General features: G+C 40.7%; 19 protein-coding genes. All 19 read right to left on the bottom strand.

Annotation, left to right across the window (positions count from 1 at the left end; genetic code table 11):
- On the bottom strand, positions 1-1,545 hold a 1,545-nt coding region (locus B9T27_RS14580; protein ID WP_086207533.1), incomplete at its 3' end, for a hypothetical protein.
- Positions 1,535-1,948, bottom strand: coding sequence for a hypothetical protein (locus B9T27_RS14575; protein WP_086207532.1), 414 nt, complete (start codon positions 1,946-1,948; stop codon positions 1,535-1,537). The genes B9T27_RS14580 and B9T27_RS14575, both read right to left, overlap by 11 nt.
- A complete protein-coding gene (locus B9T27_RS14570) occupies positions 1,948-5,907 on the bottom strand; it encodes a tape measure protein (RefSeq protein WP_086207531.1) in 3,960 nt (1,319 codons plus the stop codon). Before B9T27_RS14570 ends, B9T27_RS14575 begins: the two co-directional genes overlap by 1 nt.
- Before the next feature lie 98 nt (positions 5,908-6,005).
- Positions 6,006-6,416 carry a hypothetical protein gene (locus tag B9T27_RS14565; RefSeq protein WP_228146232.1) on the bottom strand — a complete coding sequence of 137 codons (411 nt, stop codon included), beginning with the start codon at positions 6,414-6,416 and terminating at the stop codon, positions 6,006-6,008.
- On the bottom strand, positions 6,406-7,050 hold the full coding sequence (locus B9T27_RS14560) for a hypothetical protein (protein WP_228146231.1): 645 nt from the start codon (positions 7,048-7,050) through the stop codon (positions 6,406-6,408). Before B9T27_RS14560 ends, B9T27_RS14565 begins: the two co-directional genes overlap by 11 nt.
- Positions 7,047-7,343: a hypothetical protein gene (locus tag B9T27_RS14555; RefSeq protein ID WP_086207530.1), complete on the bottom strand. Its 297-nt coding sequence runs from the start codon at positions 7,341-7,343 to the stop codon at positions 7,047-7,049. Before B9T27_RS14555 ends, B9T27_RS14560 begins: the two co-directional genes overlap by 4 nt.
- A 52-nt stretch (positions 7,344-7,395) precedes the next feature.
- A complete protein-coding gene (locus tag B9T27_RS14550; protein ID WP_086207529.1) occupies positions 7,396-7,974 on the bottom strand; it encodes a hypothetical protein in 579 nt (192 codons plus the stop codon).
- Positions 7,975-8,038: 64 nt separating this feature from the next.
- Positions 8,039-8,782, bottom strand: a complete 744-nt coding sequence (locus tag B9T27_RS14545; protein ID WP_086207528.1) for a hypothetical protein — start codon at positions 8,780-8,782, stop codon at positions 8,039-8,041.
- Entirely contained in the window at positions 8,775-8,963 is a 189-nt protein-coding gene (locus B9T27_RS14540; protein WP_086207527.1) for a hypothetical protein, read from the bottom strand. Before B9T27_RS14540 ends, B9T27_RS14545 begins: the two co-directional genes overlap by 8 nt.
- 9 nt (positions 8,964-8,972) lie before the next feature.
- Positions 8,973-9,395 carry a hypothetical protein gene (locus B9T27_RS14535; protein ID WP_086207526.1) on the bottom strand — a complete coding sequence of 141 codons (423 nt, stop codon included), beginning with the start codon at positions 9,393-9,395 and terminating at the stop codon, positions 8,973-8,975.
- Positions 9,388-9,936, bottom strand: a complete 549-nt coding sequence (locus B9T27_RS14530) for a phage virion morphogenesis protein (RefSeq protein ID WP_086207525.1) — start codon at positions 9,934-9,936, stop codon at positions 9,388-9,390. Before B9T27_RS14530 ends, B9T27_RS14535 begins: the two co-directional genes overlap by 8 nt.
- 7 nt (positions 9,937-9,943) lie before the next feature.
- Entirely contained in the window at positions 9,944-10,393 is a 450-nt protein-coding gene (locus tag B9T27_RS14525; RefSeq protein ID WP_086207524.1) for a gp436 family protein, read from the bottom strand.
- 7 nt (positions 10,394-10,400) lie between these two features.
- On the bottom strand, positions 10,401-10,760 hold the full coding sequence (locus B9T27_RS14520) for a hypothetical protein (RefSeq protein WP_086207523.1): 360 nt from the start codon (positions 10,758-10,760) through the stop codon (positions 10,401-10,403).
- A 10-nt stretch (positions 10,761-10,770) separates the two neighbouring features.
- Positions 10,771-11,844, bottom strand: a complete 1,074-nt coding sequence (locus B9T27_RS14515; protein ID WP_086207522.1) for a major capsid protein — start codon at positions 11,842-11,844, stop codon at positions 10,771-10,773.
- A 3-nt stretch (positions 11,845-11,847) separates the two neighbouring features.
- Entirely contained in the window at positions 11,848-12,231 is a 384-nt protein-coding gene (locus tag B9T27_RS14510; protein ID WP_228146230.1) for a hypothetical protein, read from the bottom strand.
- Positions 12,231-13,169 (bottom strand): hypothetical protein, encoded by a 939-nt coding sequence (locus B9T27_RS14505; RefSeq protein WP_086207520.1) that lies wholly within the window; start codon positions 13,167-13,169, stop codon positions 12,231-12,233. The genes B9T27_RS14510 and B9T27_RS14505 overlap by 1 nt, the downstream gene beginning before the upstream one ends.
- Positions 13,170-13,223: 54 nt before the next feature.
- The gene (locus tag B9T27_RS14500) at positions 13,224-13,478 is read right to left on the bottom strand and encodes a hypothetical protein (RefSeq protein WP_086207519.1); all 255 of its coding nucleotides are present in this window, start codon (positions 13,476-13,478) and stop codon (positions 13,224-13,226) included.
- 47 nt (positions 13,479-13,525) lie between these two features.
- On the bottom strand, positions 13,526-14,731 hold the full coding sequence (locus B9T27_RS14495) for a phage minor head protein (protein ID WP_086207518.1): 1,206 nt from the start codon (positions 14,729-14,731) through the stop codon (positions 13,526-13,528).
- A gap of 2 nt (positions 14,732-14,733) precedes the next feature.
- Positions 14,734-16,191, bottom strand: a complete 1,458-nt coding sequence (locus tag B9T27_RS14490) for a phage portal protein family protein (RefSeq protein ID WP_086207517.1) — start codon at positions 16,189-16,191, stop codon at positions 14,734-14,736.
- Positions 16,192-16,239: the final 48 nt, after the last annotated feature.

Here is a 16,239-nt window from a genome sequence, read left to right as displayed (position 1 = left end):
CCCTGAAAATTGACCTTGCGCATTACTCATCGCAGTCTTTTCGACACCTTCTAACATCCATTTAGCAATCACACTGCCTGACTTGATTCCTTGTTGATTTAGATCAAATTCAATTGCTGCAGGAAGTACAGCTAAATCAGCTCGTGCAAAAGTGGTGATCGGTGAACCCCACTGCAATAGAATCGGTGTACCCACATCAGGCAATGCACCTGTAGTCAATAACCATGACCCTGTTTGATAGTTGACTGTGCCACTACCAACTGAATTACTCGCACCAACCAAGCGTCCCGTACCATTGTCTTTCACTACATAAAACTTGCCTTGCGACATATAAGAAATAGACAAAGCACCAGGTGCAGGAATTGGCAGTAATACACCAGTCCAATTAGTTCCCTGATTATTCTGCGTGACAGGTAAAGCATAAGATTCAAACGGCTGTGTCGGTGCAACTGCTGGGGTAAATGTAATATTTAAAACCTGATTGCCCGAACCAATGGCATTACTCCAAACGATGTGACCTGTCTGATAGTCAATTGTTCCCACCTGTACACCAGCACTCGTTTTTAAGGTTCCACCCATATCGGTAATGGCTTGACTAAATAAGGTAAACAATACGCTACCCGGCATCACACTTGAGCCGAGGTGTAAGCTTTGAGCCGTATTTACATTGGTGGAGTACTGCACCGTGATATTGCTGTGATGACCAGCAATTAAGGCGGTATTTTCACTGACCGCATTAAGGTCAAGTAACGGCGTTTCAACTTGAGAGGATGGAATCAATTGTGAAAAAATACTCGCGGCATTCACGGTAAAGCTCCCCACACTCACATCTTCAACCAAATCTGTACTGGCATAGTAACGACCACTATCCGCAACGATAGTTTCTCTAATCAAGGTGGAGGGTTTAGCATTGTTGTACCACTGCAGTGCGGAAATACCGATAAAATCTCGACTGAGCGCATCATTAAATGAGTAGGTCGCAATCTTGTACTCAACATTAGTATTGTTGACTCGTACCGTTCCAATACGAGTTTCAACGGCAGTTAATCTTACAAATTGTGAGGTTTCATTGACGGTAGCTTCATTCACCACCAGCACCAAGGTATCGCCTACGCTATTTTCAGTTTCCGACTTATCCATGGCAACTTGAATGGACTTCATACCGGTATAAGCTGCATCTAGCAATGAACCGACTGCTTGAGCACCTTTAGCCAAGTAATTCTCAACACGGTTTTGGGCAGCTTTACGCTCATCTGTCCAAGATTTAGTACTAAATAACAAAGCAGAGACATTCGGATCTTTAGGATTTTGTGAAATAAAAACTGTAGCACCCATCAACTTATCGGTATCTGCCGTGTTCACTGCAGGAAAAATCTTGCGCATGGAGACATCACCCATGGTTCGATCTAACTCTGAAATGTCATCAAAAAGATTATTACTCTGCCCATCAACAATAACTTGACCTGAATATTTACCCCCACCATCATCGGTATCGGTTAAACGCTCAGGTTTGTAGATCACCAGATTCTTTGGTTCAATCGGCATCACTTATCTCCAAAAATCGCAATGTCACGTTGTATAGGTCATCTTCAGAAACGGTCGGATGTTCAAGTACCGGTTGTGCTTCAATGGCCTTGTCTTGATGATTGAAAATCACATTAAATGAGCGTTTGTCATGAAAGTAATCAAACTGCAGCGTGAACTGCTCTTGCAGAAGTGACCAATCTTTTAAACTACTAACAATATGCCGTTTAAGCCACGCCATATTTTTATCTGCAGTTAAAGTGAGGGGGCGACCAGACTTCTTCCTACCCTCTTGAATGATCAGACTGCCATCTACTGCACGATCCTGCTTTTGTTCAATCTGATTCCATTCAAATTCATCAGACCATAAAAAGCCGTCGCTTAATTGGACGGCTTCGGAAGTCGTTATACGGATGATCTTCATTACATCCCCTTTTTCAGCATTTCAAATTCACTCAACATTTTTTCCATTACATCGACATCATTGCCAGAACCCGAAAGTGATGCTGTTTGACTACCATTGGTGATTTCAAGTCGACGGGTAGATACAGGCCCCACCTCTCCGCTTCTCACATTCGCATACTGGCTATACTGTTCTAATTGCTCACGGATATAGTTGGCATTTGAAGTGCCACCACCACCACCAGCGAATGAACCCACCACATCCAAACCATTCTTAGCCAACCAAGTAGAAGAAGCATTTTTATAACCATCACCAGACTTGGAGTTTTCGATAATTTCTTTTGCTTTCGCAGTAGCTCTCTTATTGTCATAACCCATGTCTTTCAGTTGTTGAGCCACTTCGCTCTCAGTGAAAGCTAAGCGGGTTTTTTCACCTTTAACTGTTTCATGCATTTTGCCAGTCATAGCCTTCATGGCATCATTCCACGCCTCAGTGGATGATTTGGCTTCTTCACGGGCAGTTTGACCAAGATCACGGAAACCTTGACGAGCACCATATGCTGCATCGCGGACGCGGTGCATGGAGGTTTCCATATCGCTGCCTGATTTTACGGTTGCTTTGCCTGTTGAGTCGACTTCAATTCTTAAATCTCGATTTGCTCCCGCTACATTTGCCGCAGCTATCACACCCACATCACCAGAAGCCGCAACCTTTTGGGTCATGCTTTCGTATGCCTTCTGAACACCTTCGGCTGTGGCTTTTCCACTATCTCTAATTGAAATAAAATCCATCAAGGCTTGTTGTGCTGCAAGCTTAAGGTTTTCTTTTGTTTCAACCCCGAGGCGCTTAAATGCTGCAGTAACTGGATCAATATCATCTGGAAGTTTTTGGGCCTGCAACTTAATTGCAAACAAGCCTTGCTCAACTTGAGAGGTTGATACTCTCCCTTGATCACCAAATTCTTTTAACTTGGATTTTGCGAAATCAATTTCTGCTTGGTTTTTAGCTGTTGCTAGCCATTTAAGCCATGCTTCATAGGTGATGTCTGCTGCTTTTTTACCAGTAACCCCCATTGTTTCAAGACCATTTGCATAGTCATTCAGGCTTGATTTGTCAGAAGCAAACTTTTTAGAAACCCGATTTAAGGCAACATCTAAGTCTATCCCAAGCGCGGATGCTGCTATACGCGCCTTATCTGCCGCATTGGCTGTAACTCCTATCGCAACAGCCCCATCACCCATGGCTTTTACAATAACTTGACCAGTTGTATCAAATTCAGCCTTTAAACCTTGAGCTGCTAATTGCGCATTAAGCACCTTAAGCTGTGCAATACCAGCTGCATCTGCCGATGCGATCATGGCATTAGCAACTGCCTGTGCAGCTGTAATCTTAGCCTCGGTAATTTTCTGACTTTCTGCCTGAAATGCTTTTTCCTTTGCATCTAATTCAGCAAGACCCTTAACAGCAATATCAATAGCAGCCTGATTGCCAGTAGCACGCGCATCGGATAACTGTTGATTTAGCTTGATTCGCTCGTCGCTAATCGCCTTATAAGCTGCAGCATGTGCTTGTTCTTGCCGCACCAACTCATCAATCGTTTTTTGATTATCAACAATACGTTCCTGATTCTTTTCCTCCTCAGTCTTACGTATATCGGCAATTGCAGCTTGTGTAGCGGATTTACTCTCAAGGGCTATTCGTTTTGCTTCAGTCGCATTTTTTTCAGCCTGTGCAAACAATCGATCTGAAACATTTTGAGCTTGTGCAGCTAAATCATCAAAACCTAGGAAGCCTAATACAGCCGAGCTTAGTGCATATACCCCTGCCGAAACAAACTGAAGTGATGCTAATACCAACTTTAAAGCAATATTGACTCCAGTTGCTGCATCAGAAACTAAACCAAGCCCTATGCGTAATGCATTTAGAAGTGTATTAAAACCACCTACATCCTCACCACCACTAAGCAAAGTACTAAAGAGAGGTGACATCGCATCAAGTGCTGATGTAAATGCACTAAAAACGGTTTCACCCATTTCAGCAAAACTTATAATTAAAGTTTTGATCGTGGCATAAACTTCTGAAAGTGTAGTTTTAATTGTCTCAAGGGTGGATGGATCTATTTCAGCAAGCTTATTTCCAAACCATGCAAATCCCTCTCCCACATCATCAAAAAATACTTTTATTATTCCAAGATTATCAGCAATGACTGAGAGTGCTTGAGCTGCTGTAGCAGAAGCCCCTTTTGCCTGATCCATCTCACCAATTAAGATCTGCCAAGATGTTGCGATCTTTTGTAAGGCGTTGCTAATGGTGAGTGGAAACTGATCGTAAGTTTTTTGAATACTATCCGCTTGGCTTTGAACTGCTTTGATCACTCGCTCTGATGAAAGCTCACCATTTTCAGCCATTTTACGCAGTTCACCAGTGGTAACACCTAAGCCCTTTGCTAACGCTTCAGCTAAGCCATAACCATTTTCCATAATAGAGTTAAATTCTTCCCCTCGAAGAACCCCACCCTGCATAGCTTGAATAAATTGCTGAACTGCTGCTTCACTTGCCTGTGCTGAACCTCCACCAACTTGAATTGCTTGTGTTACCGCTTTGGTTAAGTTCAATACTTGTTGCTGTGAGATCCCAATCTCTTTGCCAACAGTATTTAACCGGGTAAATAAGCTACCTGTGGCATCCAGACTACTATTCGTCACCAAAGCGACTTGATGTACACCCGCCATTGCAGAACTAAAGTTTCCGCCTTCTTTGGTTGCTATATTGATTCGAGCTGAAAGGTTGGTGTATGAATCTGCTGCTTGAGCAAGCTCTCTTATACCCAGACCTATGCCAAGTGTTGCCATTGCCCCAACTAATGCAGTTACAGCAAACTTAGTGGTGTTGATTCCACTAGTTAGCGTACCCATGCCCAGATTGGCTTTGTTGCTAGATGTCTCTACACCACTTAGTTCGGTTTTTAATCGTGCAATTTCCTGCTCTGTCAGTCTGGTAACTCGCGCTACTTCTTCGGCAGGCATTTTGCTATTTGCCTTGAAATCTTCGAGTTGTTTACTCAGATTGGCAATAGCATCATTAATTACTGTTGGGGGTTTTACTCCTAGGGCCGAATATATTTCGTGTCCAGCTTGTTTAGCGCTATCTGATGCTTTATCAATACTGCTGCTAACACCACCCATCGCGTTTGTTGCTTTGGTATGAAAATCAGTAAAACTTGTTTTGGTTAAATTTAATGCATCCTCCAACCCATTTACTTTTGCAGTGGCTGCATTAAATTCTTCTAAAGATACTGCATCAGTGCTTTGGCTTAAGGCTTTTAATTGACTAACGGCAAGTGATAATTCTCGCTCTAATGATTCAATTGCTGTTGCGCCTAGTGATCCGATTCGTTCTACTTCAGTTGCTGAAACAACAGCCCCATCCCCCATACTATCAATTGCTCTGGATGCATTTTGAGCTTCAGTAATAATGTTAGTAAGATCAACGTTTGTAAATTTTTGGACTTCTGAAATTGTTTTAGTTGCGGCTTTATCCACACCAGACATTGCATGAATTGCTGTTGTTTCATAAACGCCAAATGCTGCCTCAACCTCAACAATATTATTTTTTAAATCCGTCACGCGGTTTATGGCATTTTGAATATCTTCTGGCGATGCCTTTGTTTGAGAGAGCTTTACTAATTCGGCCTGTGCGCGGACTAATTCATTTTTTAATGCCATAATCAGTTGCTGACTAAGCATCGACATATCACGGATCTGTTGAGCACTTATACTGCTTTTATCACCTAAACTTGAAATGGCTTCTGTTGCATCATGCAGATCTTTAACCAGTTCAACAACTCGTACTTTTTCAGCTTCACTTCTGATTGTATCAAATACTTTTTTGGTAACTTCTTCAGCTTGCTTGGTGTTTGTGACATAGTTTTTGGTGTCAGCGTCCATCACCAATTTAAACGTTAAATTTTTACCAGACATGATGACCTCTGAATTTTAGGCAATAAAAAACCCTAAGTAATTTAACTTAGGGTTTGGTTTATGTGGGAGTGATTGGGTGCGCCTTTTGGCGCGTTTAATTAATTCTGTATTGTGGTTAAGATATTGTTTTTAAAATAAAGATACCTACTTTGGTATTTACCCCATTTATAAACCCATTGCTCATTAACGCCAGATGCAGTGGTTGTTGTATTAATCTTATCTGGATAACCCCAAGTAGATTTTTCTGCTTCAGTTTTAATCATACCAATTTTAGGCTCTTTTCTAGCTGCTCTTTCTGCACTTTCTCTTTCAAGGGCGGCTTGTCTACTTTTTTCTTGGTTTTGAGCTTTTTGAACTTTGTCTGTTAACTCTTTGCTGCCAGCACAAGGTTTTCCTTGGTAAACAGTTTTACCATTCGTAGTACATGTATAAATTTCTTTGGCAGATATCTGCTGCACCCCAAAAACAAATAAACATGAGGTTAATAATAAATTAATCTTATTTTTCATCATGCACCTGACATTTTTTAAATTCATTTTCAGCCTGCTCCAATTGCTTCGCGTAGTCAATAAACTTCAATTGAGCAGCAAGCTCACTCTCTTTCCCTTTCATAAACTCCAAATAACCATCTATATGGCTATTCATTGCTGTTAAGTAGAGTAAGCGTGAGGCCTCTAAACACCCTGAATATTTCAAGCTATCAGCTTTACGCTTAATTTCTTGAAGTCTAGACACGGGCTGAGCTAATGAAATGCGGCTAGTCGATCCAGCAACCCTCTCAGCATCACTCCATTCTGAGAGTATATTTTCAAATTCTTTTAAATGTACTTCGCTAAATGTTTTGGTTTCATTTGACTTAATCTCAGCTACCTTTTGAGCAACATCAGGGCTTATGCCTTTTTCTTGCAAATCTAATTTAGCCTCATCGATTTGTTTATTTTTTTCGTATTGAGCCTGATTTTCCAACTCAACCTTATTTGAGTGATATTTACTCCAAGTAAAAACACATAAACCAATTAGGATTAATAAAATTACTATCAATATCACCGGGCTATTCTTATATTCAGCACCACAAGTCCGACAATGAGTTTCAGTGCTTTTCATTGGTTTTTTACATGCTTTGCAATACTTAACCCCCATCATCTACGCTCCCACACAATTCTATAAACATTGTTACGCAGCACAGTAATTGTATAAATCGAATTATTGACTTGATATACGTAGTCCACGGCAGAGCCATAGGTTCGACCCTCATCAAGAAAATATCGATTTACTGAAATCGGTCGATCTCCTTCAAAGGCTCTCGTAACTGTCTGATGCGAATCACCTAAACCAACAATCACTCCAGATGGTGAGCGCATACTTCTAGCTTCGGTTGCTGCAAATGCTGTTACACAGCTAAATATAAGGGCTAAGCCTAAAATAATACTTTTCATTTAGAATCACTTCGTTATTTTGTGATCAGGATATCTAAATGTTACATATTGATCAACGTGAATCTCTATTTTTCAAATCATTAGCAAATTTCTCAAACCCATTCTTATCAGCATGATAAGCAACTCGAACAGTATTCCCCATGCTCAAAAGGCTATTTCGGTCATTACGTTGAGCTGCTTTCAAATACTCAATATAAGCCCCAAAGGTATAATTCATAATCTCGGAATGAATGTGCCCTTTGCTAATCAAGAATTGGAATGAGTCAAACCATGTAGACTCTGATTTATCCACCTTCCTCTTTTTGGAATCTTCTTCTTGATCAAAATAAGCTTTATTAACTTGAACAACATCTTTAAACAACGAGATAAATTGATCAGCATCTTGAGAAATAAGATTCGTTAGAAAATCCAAATCTCGATCGATGACCAATTCGCATAATAATAAACCTTGTAATTTATGCAGTTGGATAGCTGCTTCCAGACTCTCATCTGAATAATTTTTCTTTAGCGCTTTTCGTATCGGTTCAGCCTGATTGGACCAGTGATCCAAATCTTTGACCGTAACTTGACTAACAGTGATACCAAGCTGATTTGTTAAGGTTCTATTTGATGCTAGAAAAAAATCATTCATGATGAAATCCTAAAATGCAGGCACAAAAAAAGACGCTTTTGCGCCATCCTGTGCCTGCTTGGTTTTATACTACTTTTGGAATCGTTACCACATGACCATATAGACCGAGTGTTGCATCGGTACCTTTACTCACATCTGATAAAGCCTGACCTGATATTTCATACTTACCCAAGTCTTCATGAATCAACGGAAAAGTAGTTTCTGGTGACTTTTTAGTACGCCATAAACGAACTGCCATACTGTCTCCATTGGCAGTATTTACCCCTTTAAAGAATAATTCATACTCTTTATCGAAGTTACTCGCCAAAGTGGTATGTGTTACAGCACCCGTGGTATAGGAAACTAAAATAGGATCAGTCAAACCTGTAACATCCTTAAAAATCACAGTACCAAAGACTTTATCGACGATATACTTATCAGGATCTACGGTAGTCGCACCAGCCTTGAAAGTAACGGCTGTAAGGTTATAACCATCCAACTGAATTTCTTCACCGTCTTTAACCGTACCAAGCGATTCATCAGTCACCGTCTTGGTAGCAACTTCACTTTTCATGCCTGATAAAATGTATTCAAGATTTTCAGGATTAACTTCTTCTAACTGGCCCTTGAATTTTACGGAAGTGGTTTTCACCATCAGAAAATCAGTAGTACGTTGTCCACTGGTACTTTCTTGATGCTCCAATACATCAGCACCAATTTCTAATTCAAACTCAGGTACGTTACCAATATGGCGCATTGCGGCTGCGATACCATTGGTAATTTCTGCTAAATAGAATTTACCTTGCAACGAAATATATTGTTTAGACATCCGCTTTAACCTCCTTGGTGATTTTGGTTGGTACGACTGGCTTAGGTTCAGAAGCTTGCTCCACTTCTTTAATTACACCACCAACCAATAACTGTGTAATTTGAGCTTCAGTCAAACTACCGACGATATCGCCACTCTTAAAGCGGCCAACTGTCTTTAATGCCATGTATTGCTTTGCCATAAATGGCTCCTAAATAAATAATGATGATTCAAAAACCAATGTGATATAGACGCAAGTAGGTGAAAAATCTTCACTAATCCGTACCAGTGAAAGTGGACGGGCACTTGAGTCAGGCTGCCATCCGCTTAAGAGTGGAATGACTTGAGCAACTAATTCACCAGCCTTATCAATTGCCTTTGATCCATCAGACAGTTGAGATGCTGCGTGCCGCTCTACAATCGTGACATCCCATTCTTGTTTCAGTTGATTCAAGCTTCCTCGACCCGCTTCATCCGCTTTCCTGATACGTAAATAGTTCACATGAGCACTAGGCGTAACCTGAGATAATTCAGAAATTCCACCGATATTGATCGGGGTATAAATCTTTTTAAACTCAGATATTTCTTCCAGTTTTTTAGCAATTTCTGCACGAACAGCAAAAAAATTACTCATCAAATATCACCCCTTCAATAGAGTTCAAAATGCTTTGCTCCTCATCCACAGTGATACCGAGCCAAGGTCGTCGTGGCATATTGACCGTATAACCTTTCCCCATAGTTTCCTGCATGAAGTTAGATCGACCACGTTTAACAAATCGATTCCCAACTTCACCAGTGCGCATGTTTTGACGAAAGAATGTTTTATGGATTCGCGCTTCGTGTTTGACCTTGCCGCCAAGGTGATGAATTGCTCCATACACAACATCGGTACCAATTTCTACGCCATCAGCAAGAACGTTATGGGTAATAGAGTTCATCAATCTTGATGTGTCTCGCAAGGTGGTACCACCTTGACGCATTACACGTACAGATAAAGGCCACTTACCCTCTAAGCCCTCGCCACCCGTCCAGCGATTTCGAATACCTTCAGTTACAATGTTGCCAATGTCATTGAAGAGTTCGCTCTTATGTTGCTCAAAATCTGCAAGGTTTTTAAGAATAGTAAGAATGGGTGAATCACCATCCACATCGATTGAAATTGCTACACCACTCATATGCACCTCACATGGTCGGCATCTTATTCAAGGTGCTATCGCCAAACACACCACCCGTATAAGACGTACCAATCGGGAGGGTTTCAGGCTTATTTTTGGGTTTGTCATCCACGATTTCATTTGTTGCGGCTTCTTGGATTTGCAGATGTGCCTTGTTGTCAGCAACGCGCTTTAAGAATGCAATGGCATCCTCATAACGCTTTCGGACTTCCTCTGTAGGCTGTTCAAAATGAAGGCGGTAGCGTGCAATATCACACGCCATACGCTTTAAATTGCTAGGCACATTAGGCAATGGTAAAGGGTAACGTCCACCGATATGGCCGTTAATTTCTTCCATTGCATCCTGAATTGCATCATTAATTGCTTGAGTTCCTTTTGCTGCATCTTCATACATCAATTTCAGATTCTCAATTGAAGCCCCAAATCGTGCAACTAAATCTTCTTCAGTCGCATACATAGATCACCTACTTTTCAGTTGGAGGGGTTGCTTTCTTGGCATCTGCTAGAGATTTTTTCAAAGTAGCCTGAGCATCAAATAAAGCCTTTTCCAATTCAGCATTCTTAGCAGTCAAATCAATTACTGATTGCTCAGCCTTTTCTTTTTCCACTTTAATATCTGAATTGAGCTGGGCTAGATCCGCATTGGCCTTTTCCAATTCAGCGATATGATCTGATGACGCGTTACCCTGAATTACTTCAGGCTCTTGGTATTCTTCAATAGCGTCAGATGCTAAAAGGGCTTGAAGTTGTTTAGCTTCAAGCCCTTTGATTTCTTCGCCTGGTCGATAGCGACCGATACTTTGTTTTACAATGTACTTTGGCATGTTGTTCTCCTTAAACGAAACCACGGCCACCGACTAGACCGTTTTTATTATTCGGAATAGCAAGCGGTGACGACTCAGCAAGCATTTGAATGCTCGAAGGGTTTTTCTCTTGCCATTGGCTCAAATAGAACTCCAAGGCTTGACCAAAAGCTTCAACGTTTTGCAGTGCGCAGTGTGCGATCCAGCCATTTGCATCGGAGATAAGACCAAAGAAATCTTCTGGAATAAAACGCTCAACACTACCACCCATGTTGTGCTTCGCATCATAAGTCCAAATTTCGATATTATCGATGGTGCCACGGAATTGCGGCTTATCAGACTGATCGAAGGTTGGTGTAAGTGGCACACTAATTCCTGCGTACGGTGCAATAAACTTTTCTTTAAATTCAGGATCTTTAATCAGTGTGTTGTACACCTTAGAGGTGGTTAAAGCCATGATCGGTGATGTACCTGCATATTCAACAGACAAATCAATCATGGTTTGAATATCTTTAACTGCAGTTGCCCCAACCTGCCCCCATTTGATCAACGGTGTAAAATTACATGCTGCATTACGCTCGTAATCCACCTGATACATCGGAAAATCCGCCGAAGCGAAAGTCGTTTTTCCGTAAAGCAATACATCACGGGCAATCAGTAATTTTCGGTTTTCAATGGACTGACGTAAATATAGTGCTTTTTGCGACTGATCAATCAACAACAAGTCTGAATCTGATAAGCGATTTGAACCTGTGGCAATCACTCCAAATTTACGCAATTGTGAAATCAGCGCTGTATTCTGCACTTCGCTTGGCATTACCGTCATCATTGGCTTTAAATAAGCTGGTTTAACGAATTTCACGTTACCAGATTCACCAACTTTGATCTGACGACCTGCAGCTGTCGGTGTGACAAATGGTGCAAGCGGTGTGGCTGTATTTAACTCACCTACAGGTACTTCTTTTTTAGTGTATGAAACACGTTGTGGAAAGAAGCGATCCGTTAACCAAGTGTCTACCTTTTGCGTAGTATCGGTTAGTAACACCAACTGAGGTACATCAAGTAGCTCAACCGGTGCATTTTGAAATGTAAAAGACTGACTCATTCTTTAATTCCCCACTACTTTACGTAGTTCAATTTTATTGATTAATGCTTGTGCACGTACTGCATCAATCTGAGCTGTAATTAATGCAGCACCTTTAATTGTTACTACATCAATATCAAATGCACCTTGCACGTAAATCGGCATTTCAAGATTATTTAATGCATGATAGGTCGATTGCTCAACCGTAAAATCCGAAACCGCGATAGCATTCCAGTCTTCAACCACACCAGCAGTTACAGTCGGGTGTTTTGCTACATTTGCAGTATCTACAAAGAGTAAATCCCCTCGTTTATAAGCTGTTGCAGTAGTAACTTTTGCATTTTCAGTGCGTAGGCCATCACCAACCACCAATTGAGTGGAGACAATGGTTTGAGTAATTGTTCCCATTATTTAGACTCCTGTGCAGCTGCAAATTTAGTGAAAGCTTGATCCAATGCACTCCCACCACCTTGCTGACCACCTTCACCATTAACCGCTTGGTGATTAAATAAATAGTTCAATGCTGGATTGGTAGGCGGTGTTTGTTGCTCTACTGGTTTGGTCGTAGAGAACTGCTTTAATTGGCCCGCCATCAAATCAAAGGCTGAATCAGGTAGAGCGCCAAACTGTTTCTTTTCATCATCTGAAAATTTCTTGTTCAGATCCCCTTCAAGTACTTCAATCTGTGCATTACGTTTATCTGCAGCAAACTGTTTATTTTGAGTTTCAAGCTCAGAGTTTTTAGTCTCTAGCTCCTTAATTTTGGCCTGAGCCTGCTCTAATTCGGTCACGTTGGTGTCCTCTTTGGGTTGTGTAGGATTGTGGCTTGCTGCCACAGCCATTGTGTTTTCATCTGCACCTAAGGCACAAAATGAAACCTCTCGAATACGACCACCACGAAAAACGGTGATAGGTCCATGCAATAACTTACCGTTCACCTGAACAGTGTTACCCGCCTGAATTTCATCAATACTTGCAGGCTCAATACGTACTGACATTTGCCATGGAAAACCATCGTCAGAATCAACAGCGACTTGTGTTCCAAACTCATTTGAAAGCAAAGTACCTGTGACTGTTAAGCCTTGGTCATGACTAATTGCATGTGACTCAATCGCACCAGCACGTTGTCGTGAACTATGTTCAAGCAATGCAGGAATACGACCTTTGATTTGCATAGAGTCAAGGTCAAAAATGACCTGCTTCCAATACCAATGATCAGTAATTACTTCACCGCTATATGCAATTCCTGAGAATGTTCGTTTCTTTTTGCCTTCCTCAACTTGATCAACACTCAGTTGCCCAAGTTGAAAGCAATACTGATTAAGCTTTTTATCCTTATCTGGCATTTTCATGCTCCATAAAAAAACCGCCCTTTCGGACGGTTCTTAATTAAATACTTTTTATCCAAGCAATTTCTTAAATAAATAATCTATTGCTCCAGCAATTCCTAACATAGTTGCAAATCCAAACCACATCCCAAGTCCAAGCCCCATAAAAGCAAGAAAAGCAGTAAAAGCTGAAGCACTAAGTGTGCTCATATACAAAATAAAGCCACCTAAAACTGTAAAAAATGGAACATGGAAATAAATAATTACTGTAATTAAGTCTTTTGAGACCAAGGCGAAACCTTTTGGTGTTGCAGGTGTAATTAGCATTAGTGAAACTCACAATAAAGTTATATATAAATTAATATAACCCAGAATCAAATCACCAAAGCCTTTAATTTATAAACCACTTTCCCATCAATCATTTCTTTAGAAATAACCTCAAATGACAACCCTATCGGAAACAATACTCCTTGCCCTGCATTTAGCTTTTCAAGATCAATTCCCAAGCCTTTAGCATTTTCAATTTGAATCACAATATTGGAACCACTACCCGCCATCAATAACGGTGCATCCAACGTGACCAATTTTCCAACTTCAAGCGTTGCAGCTAAAGCGAGTGAAGTATTACCTATCACTGTTGACGTTGTATTGCTTGCCACGGCTTGAATAGCTTTCATATCGGTAATGAGCCATCGTTTCAAAACATCATCAGCCAGCGAGCTTGTCGCTGAATTTAAATACCCAGTTAAGGCTGAATCATTGCCCTGCACATAATCTAAAAATGTTCGAATAGCGCTAGGTCTAATCTTTGGATCTAGTGGAATGACCGTATCAGAAATCGTTTTGAATAAATCCCGACTCTTATCATTCATTGGAGCAAATAAACTGGTCAACTTTTTGGATGCAGTCCATTCAGCTTTAATGATTTGCTTCTGTTCAAGTAAATACACTTTATCTAAGGATGAAGCACCAATCTTCTTATCAACCAATGATTCCAACTCACCAAATTGCAAAGGATGTGAACTCCAATCCAACTCAGCAGCAACTTCAGGTAATTGATCCTCAGGGGTAACACCATATTTCAATGCTTGGGCTTCAGTTAAAGCTATCACGGTACATCGGCAACGAAATCCCAACGGTGGGTAGTGTGTAAGCCAAAATGAATGCTCAATTGGTAAGACAATCCGATTCAAAGCCAAATGTGCAGGGCGTACACGACTATCATTAATAGCCGAATACATCAAATACGGGCGTTTAGCCTTATTTCTTTGCTGTTGTTGCCACCGCCCATGACCATAAGCATTTTGGATATTAGTTCGAAAAACATTATCCAAATAATGCTTTGGTAAAATGATTTCAGAATCAGCAATGAGCTTTTGAAATTCTTTAAACGTCCCACCATCAACTATAGATTTATTTACAGCTTTAATGACGGTTTCAAGCTGCTCAAGACTTGATAGAAAACTGACCGTGGTTGCCATCTGTCGTGTCTTAAGATCCATTGAGTAGAATTCATCAGGTAGAACGATCTTCTTACTATGCGCGTACTGTAGAGCCTCAAGAAACGTAACTGGCTGCATAACTACTCACCTTTACTTGAAGTCATATATCCCAATACATCAGCAGCAAATAAAGCCTGATCTAAATTAGCCGTAAATTGTGATTGCGTTGCACCAGGTAACAATTGCATCAAATTAAATGCCAAAGCTTCAGGTGTCTCTGACTCAGCTGTTAATTGTTTGATTTGCTCATTTGTCAATAATTGCAATTCACCCTGACCATCCGTTAATTCTTCAACTTCTTGCTGAGCAGCGGAAAGCTTATTGGTGGTTGCTTTAAAGCTAAATGCTCGTTTTGGTAATGCACTGAATTGCTTAGATTGATCAAGAACAGTGGATTCAACTTTAAAGTGCTCAGGCTTAATACCGTAAGTTTCAGTAATGTAGGTTTCATTAAACTGCACACCCAAGTCTTTCAACTTCAAATCACGCTCAACTACTTTTACATTTAGATCTTGTTCACCACCCAGAATAATGGTGTGCTTTTCAAAGCCATTGAGTAAGCATATTGCGTTAATAATGTCTTGAACGACTGGTGTGATCATTCTTAAATCAGAATTACGTTTATCCATTCGCACATTTTCATGTACTTCACCCAGTGCACGGCTACCACCACCATCATTACCTGATGTTAATGTCTGGCCTAACACGACTTTCTGGACACGTTTAGTCATGACTAAATCAAATGCCTCAAAAGCCGTACTACCTGCTCCAGAAAAGTTCGTACCTACTGTCTGCACATCATCACTTGGATCAACAGCAATAACGGACTGAGCATGTGCACTTAACAATGCTCTGGTCATTTCCTCTGTATCTTTGGATTTACCTAAAAGCAATGGTGAACCAAAACGCTCTAAAAATTTCACCCAGAACTTTGTTGAATTGGTCTTAAAAAACCACACCCAATAGAGCTTTGAAAGTAATGGATCCCCGTAGGGTTGCTTGTAGGTTGGTTTGCGACGGGTTAAGAAAAACTTTAATGGATAAGTCTTAAATACATCGATCTCGACGCTAGACTGTGGCTTTCTAAAAATTAGACTACCATTCGATTTTGGCTCAAACCATTCCATTGGCTTGGCTCCAATTTCAGCAATGGTGAAATAGTTATTTTCATCAACTTTATAATTAATCTCCATCACTGAATAGCCATAAGGACATGCATCCCAAGCGCTAGAAACAATCTCAAACTGCCAGCGAGTAAACAACTCCTTTAAGAACACAGTCTGCTCACCCTGATCTTCAATGAATCGCCATGGCGCATTTAAAACTGCATCTAGGCGTGTCTCCATTGCTTGAGAAATTTCATCATCAAACAACAAAACAGATAAACGCTGACGAGAAACACCTGCTTGTTTTAAAACCTCATCAATATCAGCTGACCGCCCCATAGCAAATGCAAGATTTTCGACTGCTACTTCAGTTAATAAACCTGCTGATTTTGGCTTAGCTTTTTCAGCCTTAGTTTTACTCACCTTTGCCATAATATTTCCCGTTAATAGGTTCTTGATCCTCCAGTGCTAGGTTTAGCT

The sequence above is a fragment of the Acinetobacter sp. ANC 4648 genome (assembly GCF_002135345.1).
Lineage (GTDB): Bacteria > Pseudomonadota > Gammaproteobacteria > Pseudomonadales > Moraxellaceae > Acinetobacter.
The sequence above is the reverse complement of the archived record's forward strand: the minus strand, read 5'-3'. Positions and strand labels throughout refer to the sequence as shown.

Coding starts and splice junctions, on each gene's coding strand:
- B9T27_RS14520 (WP_086207523.1), bottom strand. CDS start 10,760: ATGCCAAAGTACATTGTAAAACAAAGTATCGGTCGCTATCGACCAGGC.
- B9T27_RS14555 (WP_086207530.1), bottom strand. CDS start 7,343: ATGAAAAGTATTATTTTAGGCTTAGCCCTTATATTTAGCTGTGTAACA.
- B9T27_RS14545 (WP_086207528.1), bottom strand. CDS start 8,782: ATGTCTAAACAATATATTTCGTTGCAAGGTAAATTCTATTTAGCAGAA.
- B9T27_RS14535 (WP_086207526.1), bottom strand. CDS start 9,395: ATGAGTAATTTTTTTGCTGTTCGTGCAGAAATTGCTAAAAAACTGGAA.
- B9T27_RS14540 (WP_086207527.1), bottom strand. CDS start 8,963: ATGGCAAAGCAATACATGGCATTAAAGACAGTTGGCCGCTTTAAGAGT.
- B9T27_RS14565 (WP_228146232.1), bottom strand. CDS start 6,416: ATGAAAAATAAGATTAATTTATTATTAACCTCATGTTTATTTGTTTTT.
- B9T27_RS14515 (WP_086207522.1), bottom strand. CDS start 11,844: ATGAGTCAGTCTTTTACATTTCAAAATGCACCGGTTGAGCTACTTGAT.
- B9T27_RS14550 (WP_086207529.1), bottom strand. CDS start 7,974: ATGAATGATTTTTTTCTAGCATCAAATAGAACCTTAACAAATCAGCTT.
- B9T27_RS14490 (WP_086207517.1), bottom strand. CDS start 16,191: ATGGCAAAGGTGAGTAAAACTAAGGCTGAAAAAGCTAAGCCAAAATCA.
- B9T27_RS14510 (WP_228146230.1), bottom strand. CDS start 12,231: ATGGGAACAATTACTCAAACCATTGTCTCCACTCAATTGGTGGTTGGT.
- B9T27_RS14505 (WP_086207520.1), bottom strand. CDS start 13,169: ATGCCAGATAAGGATAAAAAGCTTAATCAGTATTGCTTTCAACTTGGG.
- B9T27_RS14500 (WP_086207519.1), bottom strand. CDS start 13,478: ATGCTAATTACACCTGCAACACCAAAAGGTTTCGCCTTGGTCTCAAAA.
- B9T27_RS14570 (WP_086207531.1), bottom strand. CDS start 5,907: ATGTCTGGTAAAAATTTAACGTTTAAATTGGTGATGGACGCTGACACC.
- B9T27_RS14560 (WP_228146231.1), bottom strand. CDS start 7,050: ATGATGGGGGTTAAGTATTGCAAAGCATGTAAAAAACCAATGAAAAGC.
- B9T27_RS14525 (WP_086207524.1), bottom strand. CDS start 10,393: ATGTATGCGACTGAAGAAGATTTAGTTGCACGATTTGGGGCTTCAATT.
- B9T27_RS14575 (WP_086207532.1), bottom strand. CDS start 1,948: ATGAAGATCATCCGTATAACGACTTCCGAAGCCGTCCAATTAAGCGAC.
- B9T27_RS14530 (WP_086207525.1), bottom strand. CDS start 9,936: ATGAGTGGTGTAGCAATTTCAATCGATGTGGATGGTGATTCACCCATT.
- B9T27_RS14495 (WP_086207518.1), bottom strand. CDS start 14,731: ATGCAGCCAGTTACGTTTCTTGAGGCTCTACAGTACGCGCATAGTAAG.